This is a genomic window from Methylovorus mays (assembly GCF_020531915.1).
Classification (GTDB): Bacteria; Pseudomonadota; Gammaproteobacteria; order Burkholderiales; family Methylophilaceae; genus Methylovorus; species Methylovorus mays.
Window position 1 is genome coordinate 458471 of sequence record NZ_JAJAVG010000004.1, and the last position, 18941, is coordinate 477411.

The following is an 18941-nucleotide window of genomic DNA, read 5'->3' on the forward strand; positions in this document are numbered from 1 at the left end:
CCTTATCTATTTGCAGTATTTATCGACCTGTTTCTGGGCCTCCTCCAGCCCTTTGTCAATCGCGTTGTCATCCAGATACTCGCGCTCGCCATCCGCATTCATCTTGTAGATACGGCCGCCTTGCTGATAATTGGCAAGATTGCCACGCGCCGCAGCACAATTCTCCTGCTTCTGCTTGTCCGCAGCCTGTTTGAGCTGATCCTGCTTCTTTGAGCGCTCCGCATCATCTCGACGACGCTGGGCATCAATTTCTTTCGCCAGCCGGGGATCCTTGTTAGATGCACCTTCTTCTGCAGGTGCCTTGGCAGGGGTTGGAGCAGGTGCGGCGATCTTGCCCCCACCTACAGTTTCATAAGGCAGGTTTTTGGGAGGAATATCAGAGTAGCGTGTGGTGCCATTGGTATCTTTCCATTTATAAACATCGGCCATCGCCACCAGTGGCAACAGCAATAAAGCGATAGCGAACAAGCGCGAATGCATCATGAAAATTCCTTGGCTAAGATTGAGGCTAGCGTAAAACCAGTGGCGCTTCCCGTCAATGCACACCTGACCAATGCTGCTGGCAACGGGCTGCGCCTGACCGCACGTGCAAGGATCATTTAAAGCAGTCCTGGCAACGGCGCCGGTAAAAATAAGACCGTTTGCTTACACCAACGCATGATGGTCGTTTACCGAAATACGGCAAATCGGTATAATTAGCTTTTGTCGGAAAGAAATTATATGCGTCTGTTGCAACAAGCGCTTACCTTCGATGACGTATTACTGGTACCGGCACACTCCAATGTGCTGCCACGCGAAGTAAGCCTCGCCACCCAGCTCACCCGCTCTATTCGCCTCAATATCCCCGTTGTGTCTGCAGCCATGGACACCGTGACGGAAGCCCCACTGGCGATTGCGCTCGCCCAGGAAGGCGGCATGGGCATTATTCACAAAAACATGAACATTCAGACGCAGGCTGCCCATGTGGCTCGCGTCAAGCGTTTTGAGTCCGGCGTGGTCAACGACCCCGTCACCATTCAACCGCACATGACCGTGCGCGATGTTCTGGCCTTAACCCGCCAGCACAAGATTTCCGGCCTGCCCGTCGTGGATGGCACCAAGGTAGTCGGCATTGTCACCAACCGTGACTTGCGCTTTGAAACCAATCTTGACCAGCCTATCGTCAACATCATGACGCCACGCGAGCGTCTGGTCACCGTACCAGAAGGTGCCCCACGTGAAGCCGTCATGGCGCTCCTGCACAAGCACCGCCTTGAACGGGTGCTGGTCGTGAATGATGCCTTTGACCTCAAGGGCCTGATCACGGTCAAGGACATTCAGAAATCGACGGATCACCCCCTGGCCTGTAAAGATGCCCATGGTCGCTTGCGCGTAGGCGCTGCAGTCGGCGTGGGCGAAGGCACCGAAGAACGCGTCGCCGCTCTGGTAGAAGCCGGCGTTGATGCCATCGTGGTCGACACCGCCCACGGTCACTCTCAGGGCGTGCTGGATCGCGTCAAATGGGTCAAGCAGAACTTCCCGCAAGTGCAGGTCATCGGCGGCAATATCGCCACCGCTTCCGCAGCACTGGCATTGGTGGATGCAGGCGCTGACGGCGTCAAGGTCGGTATCGGCCCAGGCTCCATCTGCACCACCCGCATCGTGGCCGGTGTAGGCGTTCCGCAAATCAGCGCCGTATCGAATGTTGAAGAAGCATTGCGTGGCACGGGCGTTCCGTTTATTGCCGATGGCGGCATCCGTTACTCCGGTGACATTTCCAAGGCGATCGCCGCCGGTGCTTATTCCGTGATGCTGGGCGGCATGTTTGCAGGTACAGAAGAAGCCCCAGGCGAAATCGAACTGTTCCAGGGCCGCTCTTACAAGTCATACCGTGGCATGGGTTCGGTTGGCGCCATGCAAAAAGGCTCCAGTGACCGTTACTTCCAGGACAACGAAGGCAATGCCGACAAGCTGGTACCTGAAGGCATTGAAGGTCGCGTGCCATACAAAGGCAGCGTGATTGCCGTCATTCACCAGCTGATGGGTGGCCTGCGCGCCTCCATGGGCTATGTGGGCTGCAAGAGCATCAACGAAATGCGCGAAAAAGCCGAGTTTGTGCAGATCACCTCGGCCGGCATGCGCGAATCGCATGTACACGATGTGCAGATCACCAAAGAAGCGCCGAACTATCATATCGACTAACATCAACCTGCATTGATGCATGGGCAAACCGCTTTGATACTGATTAAAGCCGTTTGCCCTTCATCATTTTAATGGCACTCAATACCATGGCTCACCAGAAAATCCTTATCCTCGACTTTGGCTCCCAGGTCACCCAGCTCATTGCACGTCGCGTACGTGAAGCGCATGTTTATTGCGAAATTCATCCATGTGATGTTTCCGATGATTTTGTGCGCGACTTTGGCGCCAACGGCATCATTCTCTCCGGCAGCCATGCCAGCGTGTACGAAGAGGAAACCGACCGTGCACCGCAAGCGGTGTTTGAGCTGGGCGTGCCCGTGCTCGGCATCTGCTACGGCATGCAAACCATGGCCCAGCAGCTCGGCGGCAAGGTGGAAGCAGGCACCAAGCGCGAATTCGGCTTTGCCGAAGTCCGTGCGCGCGGCCACTCTGCCCTGTTCAATGCGATTCAGGATCGCACCAACAGCGAAGGCCATGGCCTGCTGGAGGTATGGATGAGCCACGGCGATAAAGTCACTGAGCTGCCACCTGGCTTCAAGGTCATTGCCAGCAACGACACCACGCCGATTGCCGCCATGGCCGATGAAGAGCGCAAATTCTACGCCGTGCAGTTCCACCCCGAGGTCACGCATACCCGCCAAGGCCAGGCCATGCTGAACCGCTTCGTGCTGGATATCTGCCAGACCCGCGCTGACTGGATCATGGGCGACTACATCAGCGAAGCCGTTGAGCGCATTCGCCAGCAAGTGGGCGATGAAGAGGTCATTCTGGGCCTGTCCGGCGGCGTGGACTCCAGCGTTGCAGCCGCATTGATCCACCGCGCCATCGGCGACCAGCTGACCTGTGTGTTTGTTGACCATGGCCTGTTACGCCTCAACGAAGGCAAGATGGTCATGGAAATGTTTGCAGGCCAGTTGCACGCCCGCGTGATCCATGTGGATGCCACCGCGCAATTCATGGGCCAGCTCGCTGGCGTCAGCGACCCGGAAGCCAAGCGCAAGATCATCGGCCGTGAATTCGTTGAAGTGTTCAAGGCTGAAGCCGCCAAACTCAAGGCTGGCACCGGCGGCCATAAAGGCGCCACGTTCCTGGCTCAAGGCACGATCTACCCGGACGTGATTGAATCTGGCGGCGCGAAATCCAAAAAAGCCGTCACCATCAAGAGCCACCACAATGTAGGCGGCCTGCCGGAGCAATTGGGCCTGAAGCTGCTGGAACCCCTGCGCGACCTGTTCAAGGATGAAGTTCGCCAGCTGGGCGTAGCCCTCGGCCTGCCGCCTGACATGGTGTACCGTCACCCCTTCCCCGGTCCCGGCCTCGGCGTACGGATTCTGGGCGAAGTGAAACAGGAGTTCGCCGACCTGCTGCGTCAGGCAGATGCGATTTTCATCGAAGAATTGCGCAGCACCATAGACGACGTCAGCGGCAAAAGCTGGTACGACCTCACCAGCCAGGCCTTTACCGTCTTCCTGCCAGTCAAATCCGTCGGCGTCATGGGCGACGGCCGCACCTACGACTACGTCGTCTCCCTGCGCGCCGTCATCACCAGCGACTTCATGACTGCGCATTGGGCCGAACTCCCCTACAGCCTGCTCGGCCGCGTCTCCAACCGCATCATCAACGAAGTCCGTGGCATCAATCGCGTCGTCTACGACATCTCCGGCAAACCACCGGCAACGATTGAGTGGGAATGAAATCAGGATTCACTTTCTGATTTCGTAGTATCAAGGCTGGAGTGTGATTAGCTTCGAAACACACTCCAGTACCCAGACAGAATGCCTAATCCCGGTTGTCTGCAAAATCGCGAATGTATTTCCCTTGCTTGCTCAAGCTCCTCAACACGCATGCCGTATGCCCACACATAAAATCCGCCAACGGATGCCCGACAGGAATGCCTGCCATCGAGAGATGTCCACTTAGCTATTGCGCATAAATTGCCTACCGCAATATAATAATGATTCTCAATTGCAACATGGGCCCATCCAGGAATTCCTCGTGTCGAAGCCGGACCTTACCCTGCATCAAGAAGTCCATGCTTTATACATTGACCACTATGGTTGGTTGCAAGGCTGGATACGCCGTAAATTGGGCAATGCGTTTGATGCCAATGACATGGCGCAGGATGTATTCATGCGCTTGCTATTACGCAAGCAGCCCGTTCAGGCCCATCAGCCCCGCGCTTTTCTGTCCACGATTGCCCACGGTTTTGTGGTCGAGCACTGGCGGCGGCGTGAACTGGAGCTGGCATGGCAGGAAACGCTGGCAAGCTGGCCAGCCCCCGAGGCACCCCCGCCTGAAAGTCGCCTGATATTCCTGGAAACGCTCATTGAGATTGATCGCACGCTTGATGCTCTCAAGCCCATGGTACGCAATGCTTTTCTGATGGCGCAGCTAGATGGCTTAACGTGCCCGCAGATTGCTGAACAAATCGGAGTCTCTCTGGCAACCGTAGAGCGCTACATAGCTAAAGCCTTACGGCATTGCTATGCCTTGCGTTTTGAGCCATGAGCACCGCAATGCATTCCACATCTGCCGCCAACACCCAGCCCCAGAATGACAATCCCGACATTCCATCATCAGCCGCTCTGCCAGACGACATTATCGATGCCGCCATCACATGGTCGATCAAACTCGACTATAACGAAGCCAACGAAGACATAAAACGCAGATTTGAAGATTGGCTGCGGGCAAACCCCATGCATGCTGTTGCCTGGGAACGCATTCATTCACTACGCCATAGCTTTTCGGACACAAGCGCACCTTCTGCCATAGTAATTTCCGCCATGGAGCATGCCGATCAGCAACGTCACCAGAGCTTGCTGAAGCGGCGCAAAACAATACAACTGCTGTCACTGGCAACCCTTGCCATCGGCACGGGCTGGCTAATGCGAGCCCAATTGCCCTGGCAACGCCTTACCGCCGACGCCAGCACCGGCATAGGCGAACAACGCACATTGCAGCTTGCCGATGGCACCGAGCTGATACTGAATACCGACACGGCCATTCGCACAGACCTGTCGGGAGAAAACCGCATTATCCTGTTGCTCCGTGGCGAAATCATGGTGAAGACCGGCACCGATATGCACCATGCAGAAAAGCGGCCTTTTCTCGTATACACCTCGTTTGGCAAAATGCAGGCACTGGGAACACGCTTCACGGTCAGGCTGGCAACAGAAGGTGCGCTCATTAGCGTGCAGGAGCATGCCGTAGCGCTGTATCCAGCGCAAAGCAAGGCATCCTATGTCGTAAAAGCAAATGAAAGCCGCTGGTTACGGGAAAGCGGCACGGAGCCCGCCAACTTGCAAGGCATGGATGCCGGCAGCTGGGTCCATGGGGTCATTTCTGGCAATAACATTCGGCTAGCTGATTTATTGGCAGAGCTCGCCCGTTATCGCATGGGGCATATCAGTTGCGCGCCAGAGATTGCCGATTTACGAGTGTCGGGGCTGTTCCACATCAAGGACACGGACAAAACACTGCAGTTTCTCGCCCATACCCAGCCCATAAGCCTCAGTTACCGCACCCGCCTGTGGGTATCCGTCGGACCTGCAAACACGGATAGCGACGCCCTGTTATAAGGTCTCGCAAAATCCTCATAAAAAATTTCAAATAATTTGAGGGGATTTTCCATCTCAATCGGCCTACTTGGTAGAAGCATTTAACCTACCTCATGGAAAGACCGATATGACACCTGATCATTACCATCGACTAAAGAACGCACACTCTCTGCGATCAAAGCCTTCCCGCACCATACTCAGCCTTGCTGTTCAGGGCGCCCTGTTCAGTATCGCGATAGGCGTGACCACGCTGCCACAGATCGCATGGGCAGCCGAAGAGTCTGGCAAGCAGTTGCCGCAGAATTCGAGTGAATTCAACATCGCGCCAGGCCCACTGGATGCAGCCCTGATTCAGTTTGCCACGGCAGCAGACATCAATCTGTCCTACGATGCAGCAGCGCTGGACAAGCTGAATACAAAAGGACTGAAAGGTCGTTATACCGCGGCGACTGGCCTCGCCGCATTGTTGCAAGGCAGCGGGCTGGAGGCGACGCCCAAAACAGGAGGAGGCTATGTCTTACAGAAGGCAGCTGTCAGTCAAAGCAAGCCTGATGAGAGCGTACTGCCGGAAGTCAAGGTAATAGCATCCTCGGACACCTCCTCCAGCACGCTGCCCAAGGACTATGCAGGTGGCCAGGTTGCGCGCGGCGGACGGGTTGGCTTGCTCGGCAATAAAGACATGCAGGATACCCCATTCAGTGGAACCCAATACACTGCCAAACTGATCGAAGACCAGCAGGCAAGGAGTATAGGCGACATCCTCATCAATGACCCCTCCATTCGCAATACATACTCGCGCAGTTCAGGGCGCGATGAATTCAATATCCGCGGCTTCACCCTGTTTAATTACGATGTGATGTTCAATGGCCTCTATGGGGTGTCCCCACGCAACACCAGCTCCCTTATCGGGATTGAGCGCGTTGAAGTCTTGAGAGGCCCCAATGCCTTGCTGAATGGCATGGCGCCGGCAGGCTCGGTTGGCGGGTCTATCAATCTGGTCCCCAAGCGCGCAGGTGCCACCCCACTCAACCGCCTGACGCTCTCTTACATGGGAGATAGCGTATTGGGAGCCCACGTGGACATAGCCCGCCGCTTCGGTGCAGAACAACAGCTGGGCATACGACTGAATGCCATCACCAGCTCCGGCGAAACAGCCGTCAACAACGTCAGAGACAATCTGGATGCCATTGCGATTGGCATGGACTTTCAGGGTGAACGCGTTCGTCTGGAGGGCGACTTTAACTACCAGCACAACGTTACACGAGGTCGAGGGGCGTTGTTATTCGCCCCCGAGGCTGGCGTAAAGATTGGTCATGCGCCAGACGCAGACAAGAACTTCATTCCCAAGTGGACATACTGGGCAAGCAATGAGCTATCTGGTGCCATGCGGGCCGAGTTTGATGTAAACAAGAGCTGGACCATCTATGGCGCAGTTGGCGGCAAAGAATATGATTTCAATAGTTTGCAAACCAGCATGCAATTGCAAAACCCACAAGGTGGGCTATTTTTAAGACCTTCCCGCCTGAACGAGTCCATCAGCGCGCTATCGGCCGAAACCGGCATCAGAGGCAAAGTCACCACCGGCGCCCTTGAGCACGAGGTGGTTCTGAGCAACAGCACATTCTCCCAGGAGAACAGGTTGCTAAGACTGATTGGCAGTGTCAGTGCTTCCAGCATTTACTCTCCAGTCACTTTTGCTGAGCCAAGCCTGACACTGAACGGCCACCTGCCCAAGGTAAGTGAGGCGAGGCTGAACAGCCTGGCTGTAGCAGATACCATTTCAATGATGGATCGCAAGGTGCAGCTCACCCTGGGCGCGCGACGCCAGCAAGTCGAAACATCGAACTTCAATGGTACGACAGGCGCCAGAACAGACCATTACGACAAATCCGATGTCACGCCTGCCGTAGCCCTCGTCATCAAGCCCGGCGATCAGCTGTCTTTTTATGGCAACTACATTGAAGCGCTAAGCCAAGGTGACACCGCACCAAGTGGTGCCAGCAATGCCGGACAAATGTTCGCGCCACAGGTATCCAAGCAACGTGAAGCTGGTCTGAAGTATGACTTCGGGCGTTTTGCCTCGACCCTGAGCGTATTTCAGATCGAGCGGCCTGCAGGCTTTATCAATCCAGCCACAAGCCGCTATGGCATGGATGGCGAGCAGCGGAATCGGGGTATTGAGTTGATTACCCAGGGAGAAGCTACCGATCACGTTCGTGTACTGGGTGGCCTGGCATGGACGCAAGGCAAGCTGACCAAAACAGAAGCGGGTACCAATGATGGCAACACGGCACCCGCCGTACCCAAGCTGCAGTTCAACCTTGCAGGAGAGTGGGATCCCCTTGTACTGCAAGGGCTGACACTAACAGCCCGCATGGTACATACCAGCCCGCAATATGTGGATGCCGGCAATACGCAACGCATCCCGACCTGGACGCGTTATGACCTGGGAGCCCGCTACGCCTTCATGGCCGGGAAAACGCCCATCACGGTCAGAGGCTCCATCGAAAACGTATTCGACAAAAACTACTGGCTATCTGCAGCACGCGACGGGCTGACTGTTGGGGCACCTCGCACCCTCCTGCTGTCAGTCTCCGCGGATTTCTAGGGGCAATGCCGTGCTGATAACGGCCGCCAAGAATGACATAGCGGCCGTTATCAACATCTTTAAAATTCCCCCTTCACCCAAGGCCTCATCTCTTTGCAGAAGCTAGTCGAATTATTCAGATAAGTCGCCTCAGATTCCCCGACCAGCTTCAAAGCCAAAGCGCCTCTAGTTGAGTTATAATTCAAGGTTTTATGGGTCATGCGCCATGAGCCGTGGATTTGTAAAAGAGGATGACCTGGAGCACGCTGGCACGGATTTGCCAGAACGTCCGCTCAGCCCACATCCCAACTACGTTACGCCAACCGGCCTCAAGCAACTGAAACAACAGGCAGATCAACTCGATACAGAGCGCCTGCCGCTTGTCCCGCGCAAAGAAGATCCTGTCGCGCAGCAACAGCTGGCGATGATAGACCGCGACCTGCGCTATCTGCATGCCCGACTGGAATCCGCCATGCTGGTTGACCCGGCAAAACAGCCTACAGATACGGTGTTGTTTGGTGCTACCGTAGAAGTGGAAGACGAAGTCGGTGAAACCCATGTGTTCATGATCGTCGGTGAGGATGAAGCCGATATCGCCAGCAATCGCGTCAGCTGGGTATCGCCCCTTGCTAACGCACTGATCGGGCAAAAGGTTGGAGACAGTGTCACATGGCACCGTCCGGCAGGTAACCTTGAGCTGGAAATTATTGCCATCCACTATTGAGGATTTTGTAACATGAACGTAAGCCAAGCCATTGAAACCCGTCGCTCGATCAAGGCGTTTGACTCGCAGCACACGATGAGCGAAGCCGAGATCGAACAGCTGATGTCGCTGGCCATGCTCTCCCCGACCGCATTCAATATTCAGAACTGGCGTTTTGTACTGGTGCAATCACCAGAGGTGCGCAAGCAAGTGCGCGCAGCCAGCTGGGATCAGGCGCAAGTGACCGATGCCTCATTGCTGGTCGTTCTGGTGGCGGACCTGCAATCCTGGAGCAAGCAGCCTGATCGTTATTGGGCAAATGCGCCGGAAGCGGTGAGAAATTATCTGGTTCCGGCCATCGGCCAATATTACGCTGGCAAGGAGCAAGTGCAGCGCGATGAAGGCATGCGCTCATGCGGCATGGCTGCCATGACCTTGATGCTGGCAGCCAAGGAAATGGGCTACGACAGCTGCCCCATGGATGGGTTTGATTTTGATGCGGTGGCTAAGCTGCTGAAACTGCCCGCAGACCATGTGCCTGCCATGTTTGTAGCCATTGGCAAGGGCATCAAGGAACCATGGCCACGTGGCGGTCAGCTGCCCATGAGCGACGTGGTTATCCGCGACACGTTTTAAGTTGCCAAGCAACCGCTAAAATTAATTAAACACATCAACAAAATTACCCAATCCATTGTTTATATATTAAATAATGGATTGAAAGATTCAACTTTCTGGACTTATACGTAATGCTTATAGCAAACAATATCACCATGCAGTTTGGCGCCAAGCCACTGTTTGAAAATGTCTCCGTCAAGTTTGGCGACGGTAATCGCTACGGTCTCATCGGCGCCAATGGCTGCGGAAAATCGACCTTCATGAAGATTCTCGCTGGCGTGCTGGAGCCCACCGCAGGCAATATCTCGCTGGACAGCAATGAGCGCATGGCCTTTCTGCGTCAGGATCAGTTTGCTTACGAAGATCAGCGCGTCATCGATGTGGTGATGATGGGCCACGAGCAGATGTGGAAGGCAAATGTAGAAAAAAACGAAATCTACATGAACCCGGAAGCGACCGAAGAAGACTACATGCGTGCCGCCGAGTTGGAAGGTGTCTACGCGGAATATGACGGCTACACCGCCGAAGCGCGCGCAGGCGAACTGCTGCTGGGTGTGGGTATCCCCATCGAGCAACATACCGGGCCGATGAGCGCAGTGGCTCCCGGCTGGAAACTGCGTGTGCTGCTGGTGCAGGCCCTGTTTGCCAATCCTGATATCCTGCTGCTGGATGAACCGACCAACAACCTGGATATCAACACCATCCGCTGGCTGGAAGATGTGCTGAACAATCGTGACTGCACCATGATCATCATTTCGCACGATCGACACTTCCTGAATCAGGTATGTACGCATACCGCCGACATGGATTACGCCAAGCTGACGGTTTACCCCGGCAACTATGACGACTACATGGAAGCCTCAGCCCAGGCCCGTGCACAGCAAGCCAAGGACAATGCCAAGGCCAAACAACAGATCGCCGACCTGCAGGAGTTCGTTCGCCGCTTCTCGGCCAATGCCTCCAAGGCCAAGCAGGCTACCAGCCGCGCCAAGCAGATCGACAAGATCAAGATTGAGGAATTCAAGCCATCCAGCCGTCAGTACCCGTTCATCCGTTTTGAATACGATGATCGTGAAAAACTGCACCGTAACGCTGTTGAGCTGAAAAAGCTCAGCCATGGCTTTGACCGTCCCCTGTTCAATGACATCGACCTGATTTTTGAAGCAGGCGAAAAAGTGGCGATCATTGGTGAAAACGGCATTGGTAAAACCACCTTGCTGCGCTGTCTGGCAGGCGACCTGCAGCCCAACCATGGCGAAGTGAAATGGGCAGAGAAAGCCAAGCTCGGCTACTTTGCACAAGACCATGAATACGAGTTTGAAAAAGACCTCAACCTGTTCGACTGGATGTCCCAGTTCACTCAGGAAGGTGACGATGACAACTCGGTACGCAGCATGCTAGGCCGCCTGTTGTTCTCGGGTGAAGATACCAAGAAGTCAGTCAAGGTGCTTTCCGGCGGTGAAAAAGGCCGCATGCTCTACGGCAAACTGATGCTGGCACGCACCAATGTCCTGCTGATGGATGAACCAACCAACCACATGGACATGGAATCCATCGAAGCGCTGAATACCGCGCTGGACAAGTACAAGGGCACGCTGTTTTTCGTGAGCCATGACCGTGAGTTTGTGAGTTCGCTGGCGACCCGCATCATCGAAATCAAGGCCGATGGCATCAGCGATTACACCGGCAATTACGAAGACTACCTGGCAAGCCAAGGCGTCGAATAAGCATTTAATCTCACTTAAAATACGAGCTAAAACAGGCCATTGCATGGCAGCCTCAGCGCTGTTATTCAATGGCCTGTTAAATTTTGTAAATTCACCCGCAATTTTTGAACGGCTTGCGTGCCTTTACGTCCATATCAGCGATAATTGTGTCCAATCACTATAAAGCGCTGAAAGTAACAGATCACATGTCGCCCCTTGCACGATCCGGTTTCACCGCCTCGCCATACGCTGCACTGCCTATCTGCCTAAGTCTGATCACCTTCACAAGCGCCCTGCCCGTACAGGCCGAGAGTTCCCTATGGTACAAAGATGGCAATCCGCTTGATGTGACTGTTCCTGCCGCGATTCCCAACGGCTATGTGGGCAATACCGCGTGCGCTGCACCTAATCTGCAAAATGCACTCACCCTGGGCGAGGTTGCGGATGCGGCACTCTGCAACAATCCGCAAACCCGTGAAGCCTGGGCCAATGCCCGCGTGCAGGCAGCCCAGGTCGGCATTGCCCGCTCGGCTTATCTGCCCAGCGTTACAGATACCGTAGGCACCAATATCAACGTGACCAGTCCGGAACTGGCCACACGCAACAACGCCTACAGCAATCTGAGCAACAGCATTGTGGCGTCTTACCTGCTGTATGACTTTGGCAATCGCGATGCCGCCCTGGAAAGCGCGCGTCAGCTACTACAAGCAGCCAGCGCGACCCAGGATGTCACCGTGCAGACGCTCTTGTTATCTGCCGTGCAGGCCTATTATCAGGTGCAAGCCAATATTGCCGCGCTGGATGCCAGTCGCGAAGCCGAGCGTGCCAGCGAAGAGAGCTTCAAAGCCGCAGATGCGCGCTACAAAGCCGGTGTTGCCACCCCCGCCGATAAACTGCAGGCGCAGACCGCGTATGCCCAGGCCACGCTCTCCCGCATTACCGCCGAAGGCAACTTGAAAACCGCCTATGGCACGCTGGCCAATGTCATGGGAATACAGGCTAACCAGCCCCTTCGGCTGGTTAGCAATAGCAACTACTCCACCCTGCAGCCAGTGAGTGATGATATTGACGCCTTGATCGAGCAAGCCCGCAATCGCCGTCCCGACCTAATGGCGAGCGAGGCGCAGGTAAAAGCGGCGCAAGCCAGCATTGATGCGTCAAAAGCAGCCGCCAAGCCTACGGTTTCGATTGCCATGAGCAATAGCCAGCAGGACGGCAGCAGCCTCACTTCTGCCAATACCTCAACGTTAGGCCTCACGGTTTCTATTCCGTTGTTCAGCGGTTATGCCCCGACGTATCGCATACGCTCCGCCGAAGCCACGCGCGAAGTGCGGGCAGCCCAGCGTGACCGTATCCGCCTGCAAATATCGCTGGATGTGTGGAATGCCTACCAGAATCTGCGCACCGCCAATGAATCGGTGATTGCTGCGCAAGTGCTGGTGCAAAGCGCCGAAGAATCATCCCGCGTCGCCCTCGGTCGCTACAAGGCGGGTGTGGGCAACATCATCGACACACTGAATGCCCAGAGCGCACTAGCATCAGCCAAGCAGCAATTGATACAGGCCTATCTGAATGGCAATGTGGCACGGGCAACGCTGGCGCAAGCCGTCGGCGTGTTGGACAACGCCATGATCCAGACCTTGCCAGACCAGAACAATCCATAACCAACCTTATGCATGCATTTATGCTGAAAGCACGCTCATGAGTACTTCCTTCAAAAAAATCGGACTTAGCCTGGTACTGCTTGCGGTAGCAGGTGGCGGCTACTATTTTTATGACAAAAGCCATCAACCCAAACCCGATGAGCTTTATCGCTTCAAGGAAGTAACCCAGGGCGATGTGGAGCAATCCGTCTCCGCCAATGGCACCCTGAATCCCGTCACGCTGGTGAACGTCGGTACGCAGGTGTCAGGTCGTATCAGCAAGCTGTATGTGGATTTCAATGACAAGGTAGAAAAAGGCCAGATATTGCTGGAGCTGGACGATGCGCTGTTCTCCGCCCAGATTGCACAATCAGAAGGCAATGTCCGCAATGCCCAGGCATCGCTTGAGCTCGCCAAGGCGAATGAAGCCCGCATACGTTCGCTATTCCAGCAGGAGTATGTATCCCGCCAAGAACTCGATCAGGCCGTGCAGGCCCTGAAGTCCGCCCAGGCTAACCTGTACACCATTCAGGCACAATTGCGGCGCGATCAGACCAATCTCGGCTATTCCATCATCCGCTCCCCCGTTTCCGGGGTGGTGGTGGATCGCGCTGTCGACGTCGGCCAAACCGTCGCCGCCAGCCTGCAAACCCCCACCCTGATCACGATTGCCCAGGACCTGTCCAAGATGCAGATCAACACCAGCTTTGCCGAGGCGGACATAGGCAACATCAAGGAAGGTCAGGCCGCGAAGTTTGCGGTGGATGCTTTTCCTAATCGCAATTTTGAAGGGGTGGTCAAACAATTGCGCCTGAACCCGACGACAACTTCCAACGTGGTCACCTACAACGTGGTCATCTCCGTGGACAATCCTGATCAAACTCTGCTCCCAGGCATGACCGCTTACGTCAATATCGGCGTCGCCAAGCACGACAATGTCATGCTCGTACCGAATGCCGCCTTGCGCTACAAGCCTAAGCTTGATGATGACGATACCAGCAACATGCCCCCGAATGGCGCAAGGCCCGATGGCGGCAAAGGCCCTGGCGAGCGCAATCATCGCGGTGGACCAGATGGCAAGAAGCCGCGCGGCGACATGGCCAAAGGCAAGGTATATGTACTGAAGGGAGACAAACCGGAGGCTGTCAATGTCCTGCTCGGCATCACCGATGGTAAGCTGACCGAAATCCGGAGCCGTCACCTGAAACCCGGCGACAAAATCATTGTGGGCGATCTGCAAGGTCAGAACAATCCACAACAAAATGCGCCCGGCCCCAAGATGCGGATGTTCTAGCCATGCCTGGCCATGTGATCGAGGTAAAAAACCTCTACAAGGATTACCAGACCGCCGCCGGAAAATTCCCGGTGCTGAAGGAGGTCAACCTGGAAATAGATGCGGGTGACTTTGTGGCCATCATGGGGCCCTCAGGCTCCGGCAAATCCACCTTCATGAATATCCTGGGCTGCCTGGATCAACCCAGCAGCGGCGAGTATATGTTGAACGACCAACCGGTTGCGCGTCTGCAGGGTGATCGCTTGGCTAAAGTCCGCAACCATACGATTGGTTTTGTTTTCCAGGGCTTCAACCTGCTGGCGCGCTCCAGCCTGTTGGACAATGTCGCCCTACCCCTGGTCTATGCCGGGATAGACAAAACCGAACGTCATGCCCGCGCACGGCTATTGCTTGAAAAAGTCGGCCTGGCGAATCATGTGAACTCGCACCCCAACCAGATTTCCGGCGGGCAACAGCAACGTGTTGCCATCGCACGCGCCCTCATCAATCGTCCCAGCCTGATCCTGGCTGACGAGCCGACTGGCAATCTCGACAGCAAAACCAGTGAAGAAATCATGACCTTGTTTGGCGAGCTCAACCGCGAAGGCATCACGATAGTGCTGGTCACCCATGAATCCGATATTGCCGAGCATGCCAGCCGTCAGGTGCGCTTTCTGGATGGGCGAATTGTGGAAGACACCCGAACATCGCCTATCGCCGTGAAAGGAGCGCCTCATGTTTAGCGCCATGCTGGGAGAAGCCTGGCATTCCATGGGGGCCAATCGCCTGCGCACCTTTCTTACCATGCTGGGCATGGTAATAGGCGTCGGTGCCGTGGTACTCATGATGGCGATTGGCCAGGGGGCGGAACAAGCTGTCAAAAAATCCATACAATCCATGGGCAGCAATCTGTTTATCGTGTTGGCTGGACCACCCAACATGGGCGGCGCCCGCTCCGCCACCGGCAATGCCCCCTCGCTAAACGTCAAGGATGCCACCGCCATGGAAGATCTGGAAGGCGTGAGCAATGTGGCCCCGATCAACATGGGCAGCGCCCAGGTGATTTACGCCGGGAACAACTGGAACACCAGTATCATCGGTACCACGCCCAGCTATCTGGATGTGCGCTCATGGAACCTGAGCGACGGCTATGTATTTTCAGACTCCGATATCCGGTCAGCAACCCGCGTCGCGCTTATCGGCAAAACCGTGGTGCAGAATCTGTTTGGTGATGACGATCCGATCGGCAAAACCATCCGCATCAAGGATAGCCCTTTTATTATTCTGGGCGTGCTGGATAACAAGGGGCAAAGCCTGGATGGCCGTGACCAGGATGACACCATCATCATCCCGCTTACCACCTCGCAAAGACGCGTCTTTGGCGCCCAATTTTCGGGAAGTGTACGCCAGATCATCGTGCAGGCAGACTCGGACAAAGTCATGCCCATGGTGGAAGACAGCCTCAATAGCCTGCTGCGTCAGCGGCATCGCATACGCGAAGGCATGGATAACGACTTTTCCGTGCGCAACCTCACGGCCCTGGCCAACTCCGCTGCTGAAACCACCAAAACCATGTCATTGCTGCTTGGGGCCATTGCCTCGGTATCATTGCTGGTGGGCGGCATCGGCATCATGAACATCATGCTGGTATCTGTCACCGAACGTACGCGCGAAATCGGCATACGCATGGCAATAGGTGCACGCGAACGCGATATCCTGATGCAGTTTTTGCTGGAAGCCATCGTCATTTCCATTGTCGGCTGCCTGATTGGCATTGGCATTGGTGTTGGTGGCGCATTACTGGTAAGTCACCTTACCGCAGCCTCAATTGTCATCTCAAGCCAGTCCATCCTGACGGCGTTCATCGTCGCTGCCAGCGTTGGTGTCTTTTTCGGATTCTACCCCGCGCAAAAAGCGGCGCAGCTGAACCCGATCGAAGCATTGCGCTTTCAGTAATCCGCTTTTTCACCGACGTTCGCTGCATTTCACCGGCCTTGCATGGCATCCCATGCAAGGCCCACCAGGCATTTTCTGCCGACGGCATTTGTATTAACTGCGCACACCCCATCCAAATTTATACAGGTTAGTATTTTCAATGACTTAGGATAAGCCTCGCAAGCTATTGATCGGAATGCTTTCTTTCTCCAATCAGTTAGGCGTATAGTGCAACGCACGGGTATTCCCATCAACTGCGCAGGAGGATTCAAGATGCATCCGCTGACGTTATTCAAGTTGTTTTTCACCCCCGTGGCTGGCTGGCAATCCTTGCTTCAAGGCCAACCATCCATACACCGCCTCTACCTGTTACACGTCATTCCGTTTTCCCTGATTCCCGCGGCCATGCTCTACATTGCGGGCTCCGCCCACAGCTTTGCCTTTCTCGAACTCATGCCTGGCAACAAACTGCTACTGGTGTCGATTGCCTTTTTCATTGTGCAACTCGTGGTGGTGCCCATCATGGCAAGCATTGTGCGACAACTGGCAGAAGTCGCTGACATCCATCCCACCTATCGCGAAAGTTTCATCCTGGCCGCAGTTGCACCGACGCCGCTGTGGATGGCGCCCATCTTTTTGCTGGTTCCGGACATTTACGTCAACCTTGCAATTGCCACCCTGGCGATGATGGCGTCTGCCGGATTTATTTATTTTGGCATTCCCACCATTTTCAACATCCGCGACAGCGGACAGTCGGCACTGTTTTTCGGTGCCGTCTTCATGGCAGGCGTGATTGCATGGGGCTTTCTCATGATTTGCACGCTGGTGGTCTGGGGCAGTATCCAGAATCTGCTGGTCAATTAATCCCGGACTTTTCCAGAGTTGACCCAAGCCATTTTTACACCAGGGCTACGCAAGCAAGAATTTTTTATGTAGACTCGCCCTCATTCGCATTCAAAAGTCTCACTTGAATACGGATCAGGCAAGTCAATCAAGGTTATACGTTTTACAAGTTTCAAGATCGTCCAAGTAGTCTTCGCATCAAAAACCGTTCGTCAGAAACGGGGCAATTTGAGGAGAAGCAAGATGGCATCGAACTTTGTAGAAGTAAGCTTTATTGCACGTCCCAACTGCGCCTTGTCCCTCAAGGGCAAGTTCAGCGTTGTTGCGTCCATCGCTCTCCTCTCCCTCGTTATCGCACTTGTATTCACCATGGCTGGTGCATGGCTGGTATTGCCCTTTGCCGGGCTGGAACTGATCGCTGTCGCCTATGCGTTCCATTTCATCCATCGCCATGCGCAAGACTATGAATCGATTGTGATCAACGAAACCCACCTTGCGATTGAAAAACACGACATCCACACGCATCACCAGATCGTCATGCAGCGTTACTGGACGCAGGTCCAGCTACGCCGCCGGCCTTATGGCGAGCAGGCATTGTTTGTCAGATCGCATGGAAAGGAAATCGAGCTCGGGCGCCACTTCATGAACAATGAACAGCGCCTGCAACTCGCCCACCAACTACAGCAAGCCATTCAGCATGGCCGCTAATCCAATGGGAGCAGGCATGGCAAGGTTACGCATAACAAGAATCTGGCAATGTTTACTGGGCGCTCTTTTGCCCCTGACAGCACATGCGGACTACGCATGGAATTTTCCAAAACCTGTCACACCGATGGCGCTGGATACCCTGCAAGTGCACAACAAATTCATGATCATCGTCATGGTGATCTTCGTTGTCGTGCTGGGAATCATGATCTATTCCATCGTCATGCATCGCAAAAGTCGTGATTACCAGCCCGCCGGCTTTACCGGCCCCAGTACCCGCTCTCAGCTCTTCTGGACGCTGGTGCCGTTCGCCATTCTGCTTTACATCGACTTCATCCTGATGGGGATTCCCGCGTTTCATAGCGTAGTCGCCATGGAGGACACCCGCACCGACGCCGACATGGTGATCAAGGTGACGGGGTCGCAGTGGCGCTGGCAATACGAATATCTGGACGGCCCAGCCAAAGGCATCAGCTTTGTCAGCAACATGACGACGCCGCAAGAGCAGATCAATAACCAGGCGGCGAAAAATCCCGAATACCTGCTTGAAGTAGACAATCCACTTGTGCTGCCAACCGACAAGAAAGTACGTGTCCTGCTCACCTCCAGCGATGTCATCCACAACTGGTGGATTCCGGCCTTTGGTGCAGCGCGTGATGCGATTCCCGGCTTTCTGCGCGAGACCTGGGTCAAGATTGAGGAACCAGGCACCTTCCGTGGCCAGTGCAAGGAACTCTGTGGCAAGGGCCATGGCTTCATGCCTGCGGTCGTCATTGCCAAAAACGAGCAGGATTTCAACGCCTGGGCCACCAGCAAAAAAGCCGAGCTGCAAGCCGCGGCTGCAGGCGCTGACAAGGAATGGACCAAGGAAGATCTGATTGCCAATGGCAAGGGCATCTACGATAAAAACTGCGCTGTTTGTCATCAGGTAGGCGGCCAGGGTTTGCCACCGGCCTTCCCCGCCCTGACTGGCAGCAAGATTGCCACCGGCCCGATTCTGGACAAGGACAACAAGATGGTCAAAGACGGGCATCTTGACCGGGTAATGAATGGCAAGGGCGTCATGCCGGCCTGGAAAGGGATTCTCAACGATACCGAAATTGCTTCCGTGATTACCTATGAGCGCAATGCGCTGGGCAATAGTGTGGGCGATATGTTGCAGCCCGCGCAAGTAAAGGCAATGCGTTAGCCAT

Annotated in this window: 16 protein-coding genes; 15 read left to right on the top strand and 1 reads right to left on the bottom strand. The window is 55.0% G+C overall.

Annotated features, from left to right (window positions below; translation table 11 throughout):
• Positions 1-6: 6 nt before the first annotated feature.
• Entirely contained in the window at positions 7-483 is a 477-nt protein-coding gene (locus tag LG203_RS04450) for a DUF4124 domain-containing protein (protein ID WP_230344670.1), read from the bottom strand.
• Positions 484-720: 237 nt separating this feature from the next.
• Between LG203_RS04450 and guaB the strand changes: the two genes are divergently transcribed.
• The 15 genes from guaB (at position 721) to coxB (ending at position 18937) form a co-directional block, all read left to right on the top strand.
• Entirely contained in the window at positions 721-2181 is a 1461-nt protein-coding gene (gene guaB / locus LG203_RS04455; RefSeq protein ID WP_230344671.1) for an IMP dehydrogenase, read from the top strand.
• A gap of 86 nt (positions 2182-2267) precedes the next feature.
• Complete coding sequence (guaA, locus tag LG203_RS04460) at positions 2268-3875, top strand: glutamine-hydrolyzing GMP synthase (protein ID WP_230345031.1); 1608 nt, start codon at positions 2268-2270, stop codon at positions 3873-3875.
• Between the two features lie 301 nt (positions 3876-4176).
• Positions 4177-4689 (top strand): sigma-70 family RNA polymerase sigma factor, encoded by a 513-nt coding sequence (locus LG203_RS04465; protein WP_230344672.1) that lies wholly within the window; start codon positions 4177-4179, stop codon positions 4687-4689.
• Between the two features lie 8 nt (positions 4690-4697).
• Positions 4698-5759 (top strand): FecR domain-containing protein, encoded by a 1062-nt coding sequence (locus tag LG203_RS04470; protein WP_230344673.1) that lies wholly within the window; start codon positions 4698-4700, stop codon positions 5757-5759.
• Positions 5760-5865: 106 nt separating this feature from the next.
• Positions 5866-8346 (top strand): TonB-dependent receptor, encoded by a 2481-nt coding sequence (locus LG203_RS04475; protein WP_230344674.1) that lies wholly within the window; start codon positions 5866-5868, stop codon positions 8344-8346.
• Positions 8347-8551: 205 nt separating this feature from the next.
• Positions 8552-9049, top strand: coding sequence for a GreA/GreB family elongation factor (locus LG203_RS04480; RefSeq protein ID WP_230344675.1), 498 nt, complete (start codon positions 8552-8554; stop codon positions 9047-9049).
• Between the two features lie 12 nt (positions 9050-9061).
• Positions 9062-9664 carry a nitroreductase family protein gene (locus LG203_RS04485; protein WP_230344676.1) on the top strand — a complete coding sequence of 201 codons (603 nt, stop codon included), beginning with the start codon at positions 9062-9064 and terminating at the stop codon, positions 9662-9664.
• 110 nt (positions 9665-9774) lie between these two features.
• The gene (locus LG203_RS04490) at positions 9775-11370 is read left to right on the top strand and encodes an ABC-F family ATPase (RefSeq protein WP_013442081.1); all 1596 of its coding nucleotides are present in this window, start codon (positions 9775-9777) and stop codon (positions 11368-11370) included.
• Between the two features lie 185 nt (positions 11371-11555).
• Complete coding sequence (locus LG203_RS04495) at positions 11556-13013, top strand: TolC family protein (protein ID WP_230344677.1); 1458 nt, start codon at positions 11556-11558, stop codon at positions 13011-13013.
• A 37-nt stretch (positions 13014-13050) separates the two neighbouring features.
• A complete protein-coding gene (locus tag LG203_RS04500; RefSeq protein ID WP_230344678.1) occupies positions 13051-14286 on the top strand; it encodes an efflux RND transporter periplasmic adaptor subunit in 1236 nt (411 codons plus the stop codon).
• A gap of 2 nt (positions 14287-14288) precedes the next feature.
• A complete protein-coding gene (locus LG203_RS04505; protein WP_268867331.1) occupies positions 14289-15008 on the top strand; it encodes an ABC transporter ATP-binding protein in 720 nt (239 codons plus the stop codon).
• Positions 15001-16221, top strand: coding sequence for an ABC transporter permease (locus tag LG203_RS04510; RefSeq protein WP_230344679.1), 1221 nt, complete (start codon positions 15001-15003; stop codon positions 16219-16221). Before LG203_RS04505 ends, LG203_RS04510 begins: the two co-directional genes overlap by 8 nt.
• 252 nt (positions 16222-16473) lie before the next feature.
• Positions 16474-17064, top strand: coding sequence for a Yip1 family protein (locus LG203_RS04515; protein WP_230337371.1), 591 nt, complete (start codon positions 16474-16476; stop codon positions 17062-17064).
• 222 nt (positions 17065-17286) lie between these two features.
• Positions 17287-17751: a DUF2244 domain-containing protein gene (locus tag LG203_RS04520; protein ID WP_230344680.1), complete on the top strand. Its 465-nt coding sequence runs from the start codon at positions 17287-17289 to the stop codon at positions 17749-17751.
• A gap of 16 nt (positions 17752-17767) precedes the next feature.
• Positions 17768-18937: a cytochrome c oxidase subunit II gene (gene coxB / locus LG203_RS04525; protein ID WP_230344681.1), complete on the top strand. Its 1170-nt coding sequence runs from the start codon at positions 17768-17770 to the stop codon at positions 18935-18937.
• Positions 18938-18941: the final 4 nt, after the last annotated feature.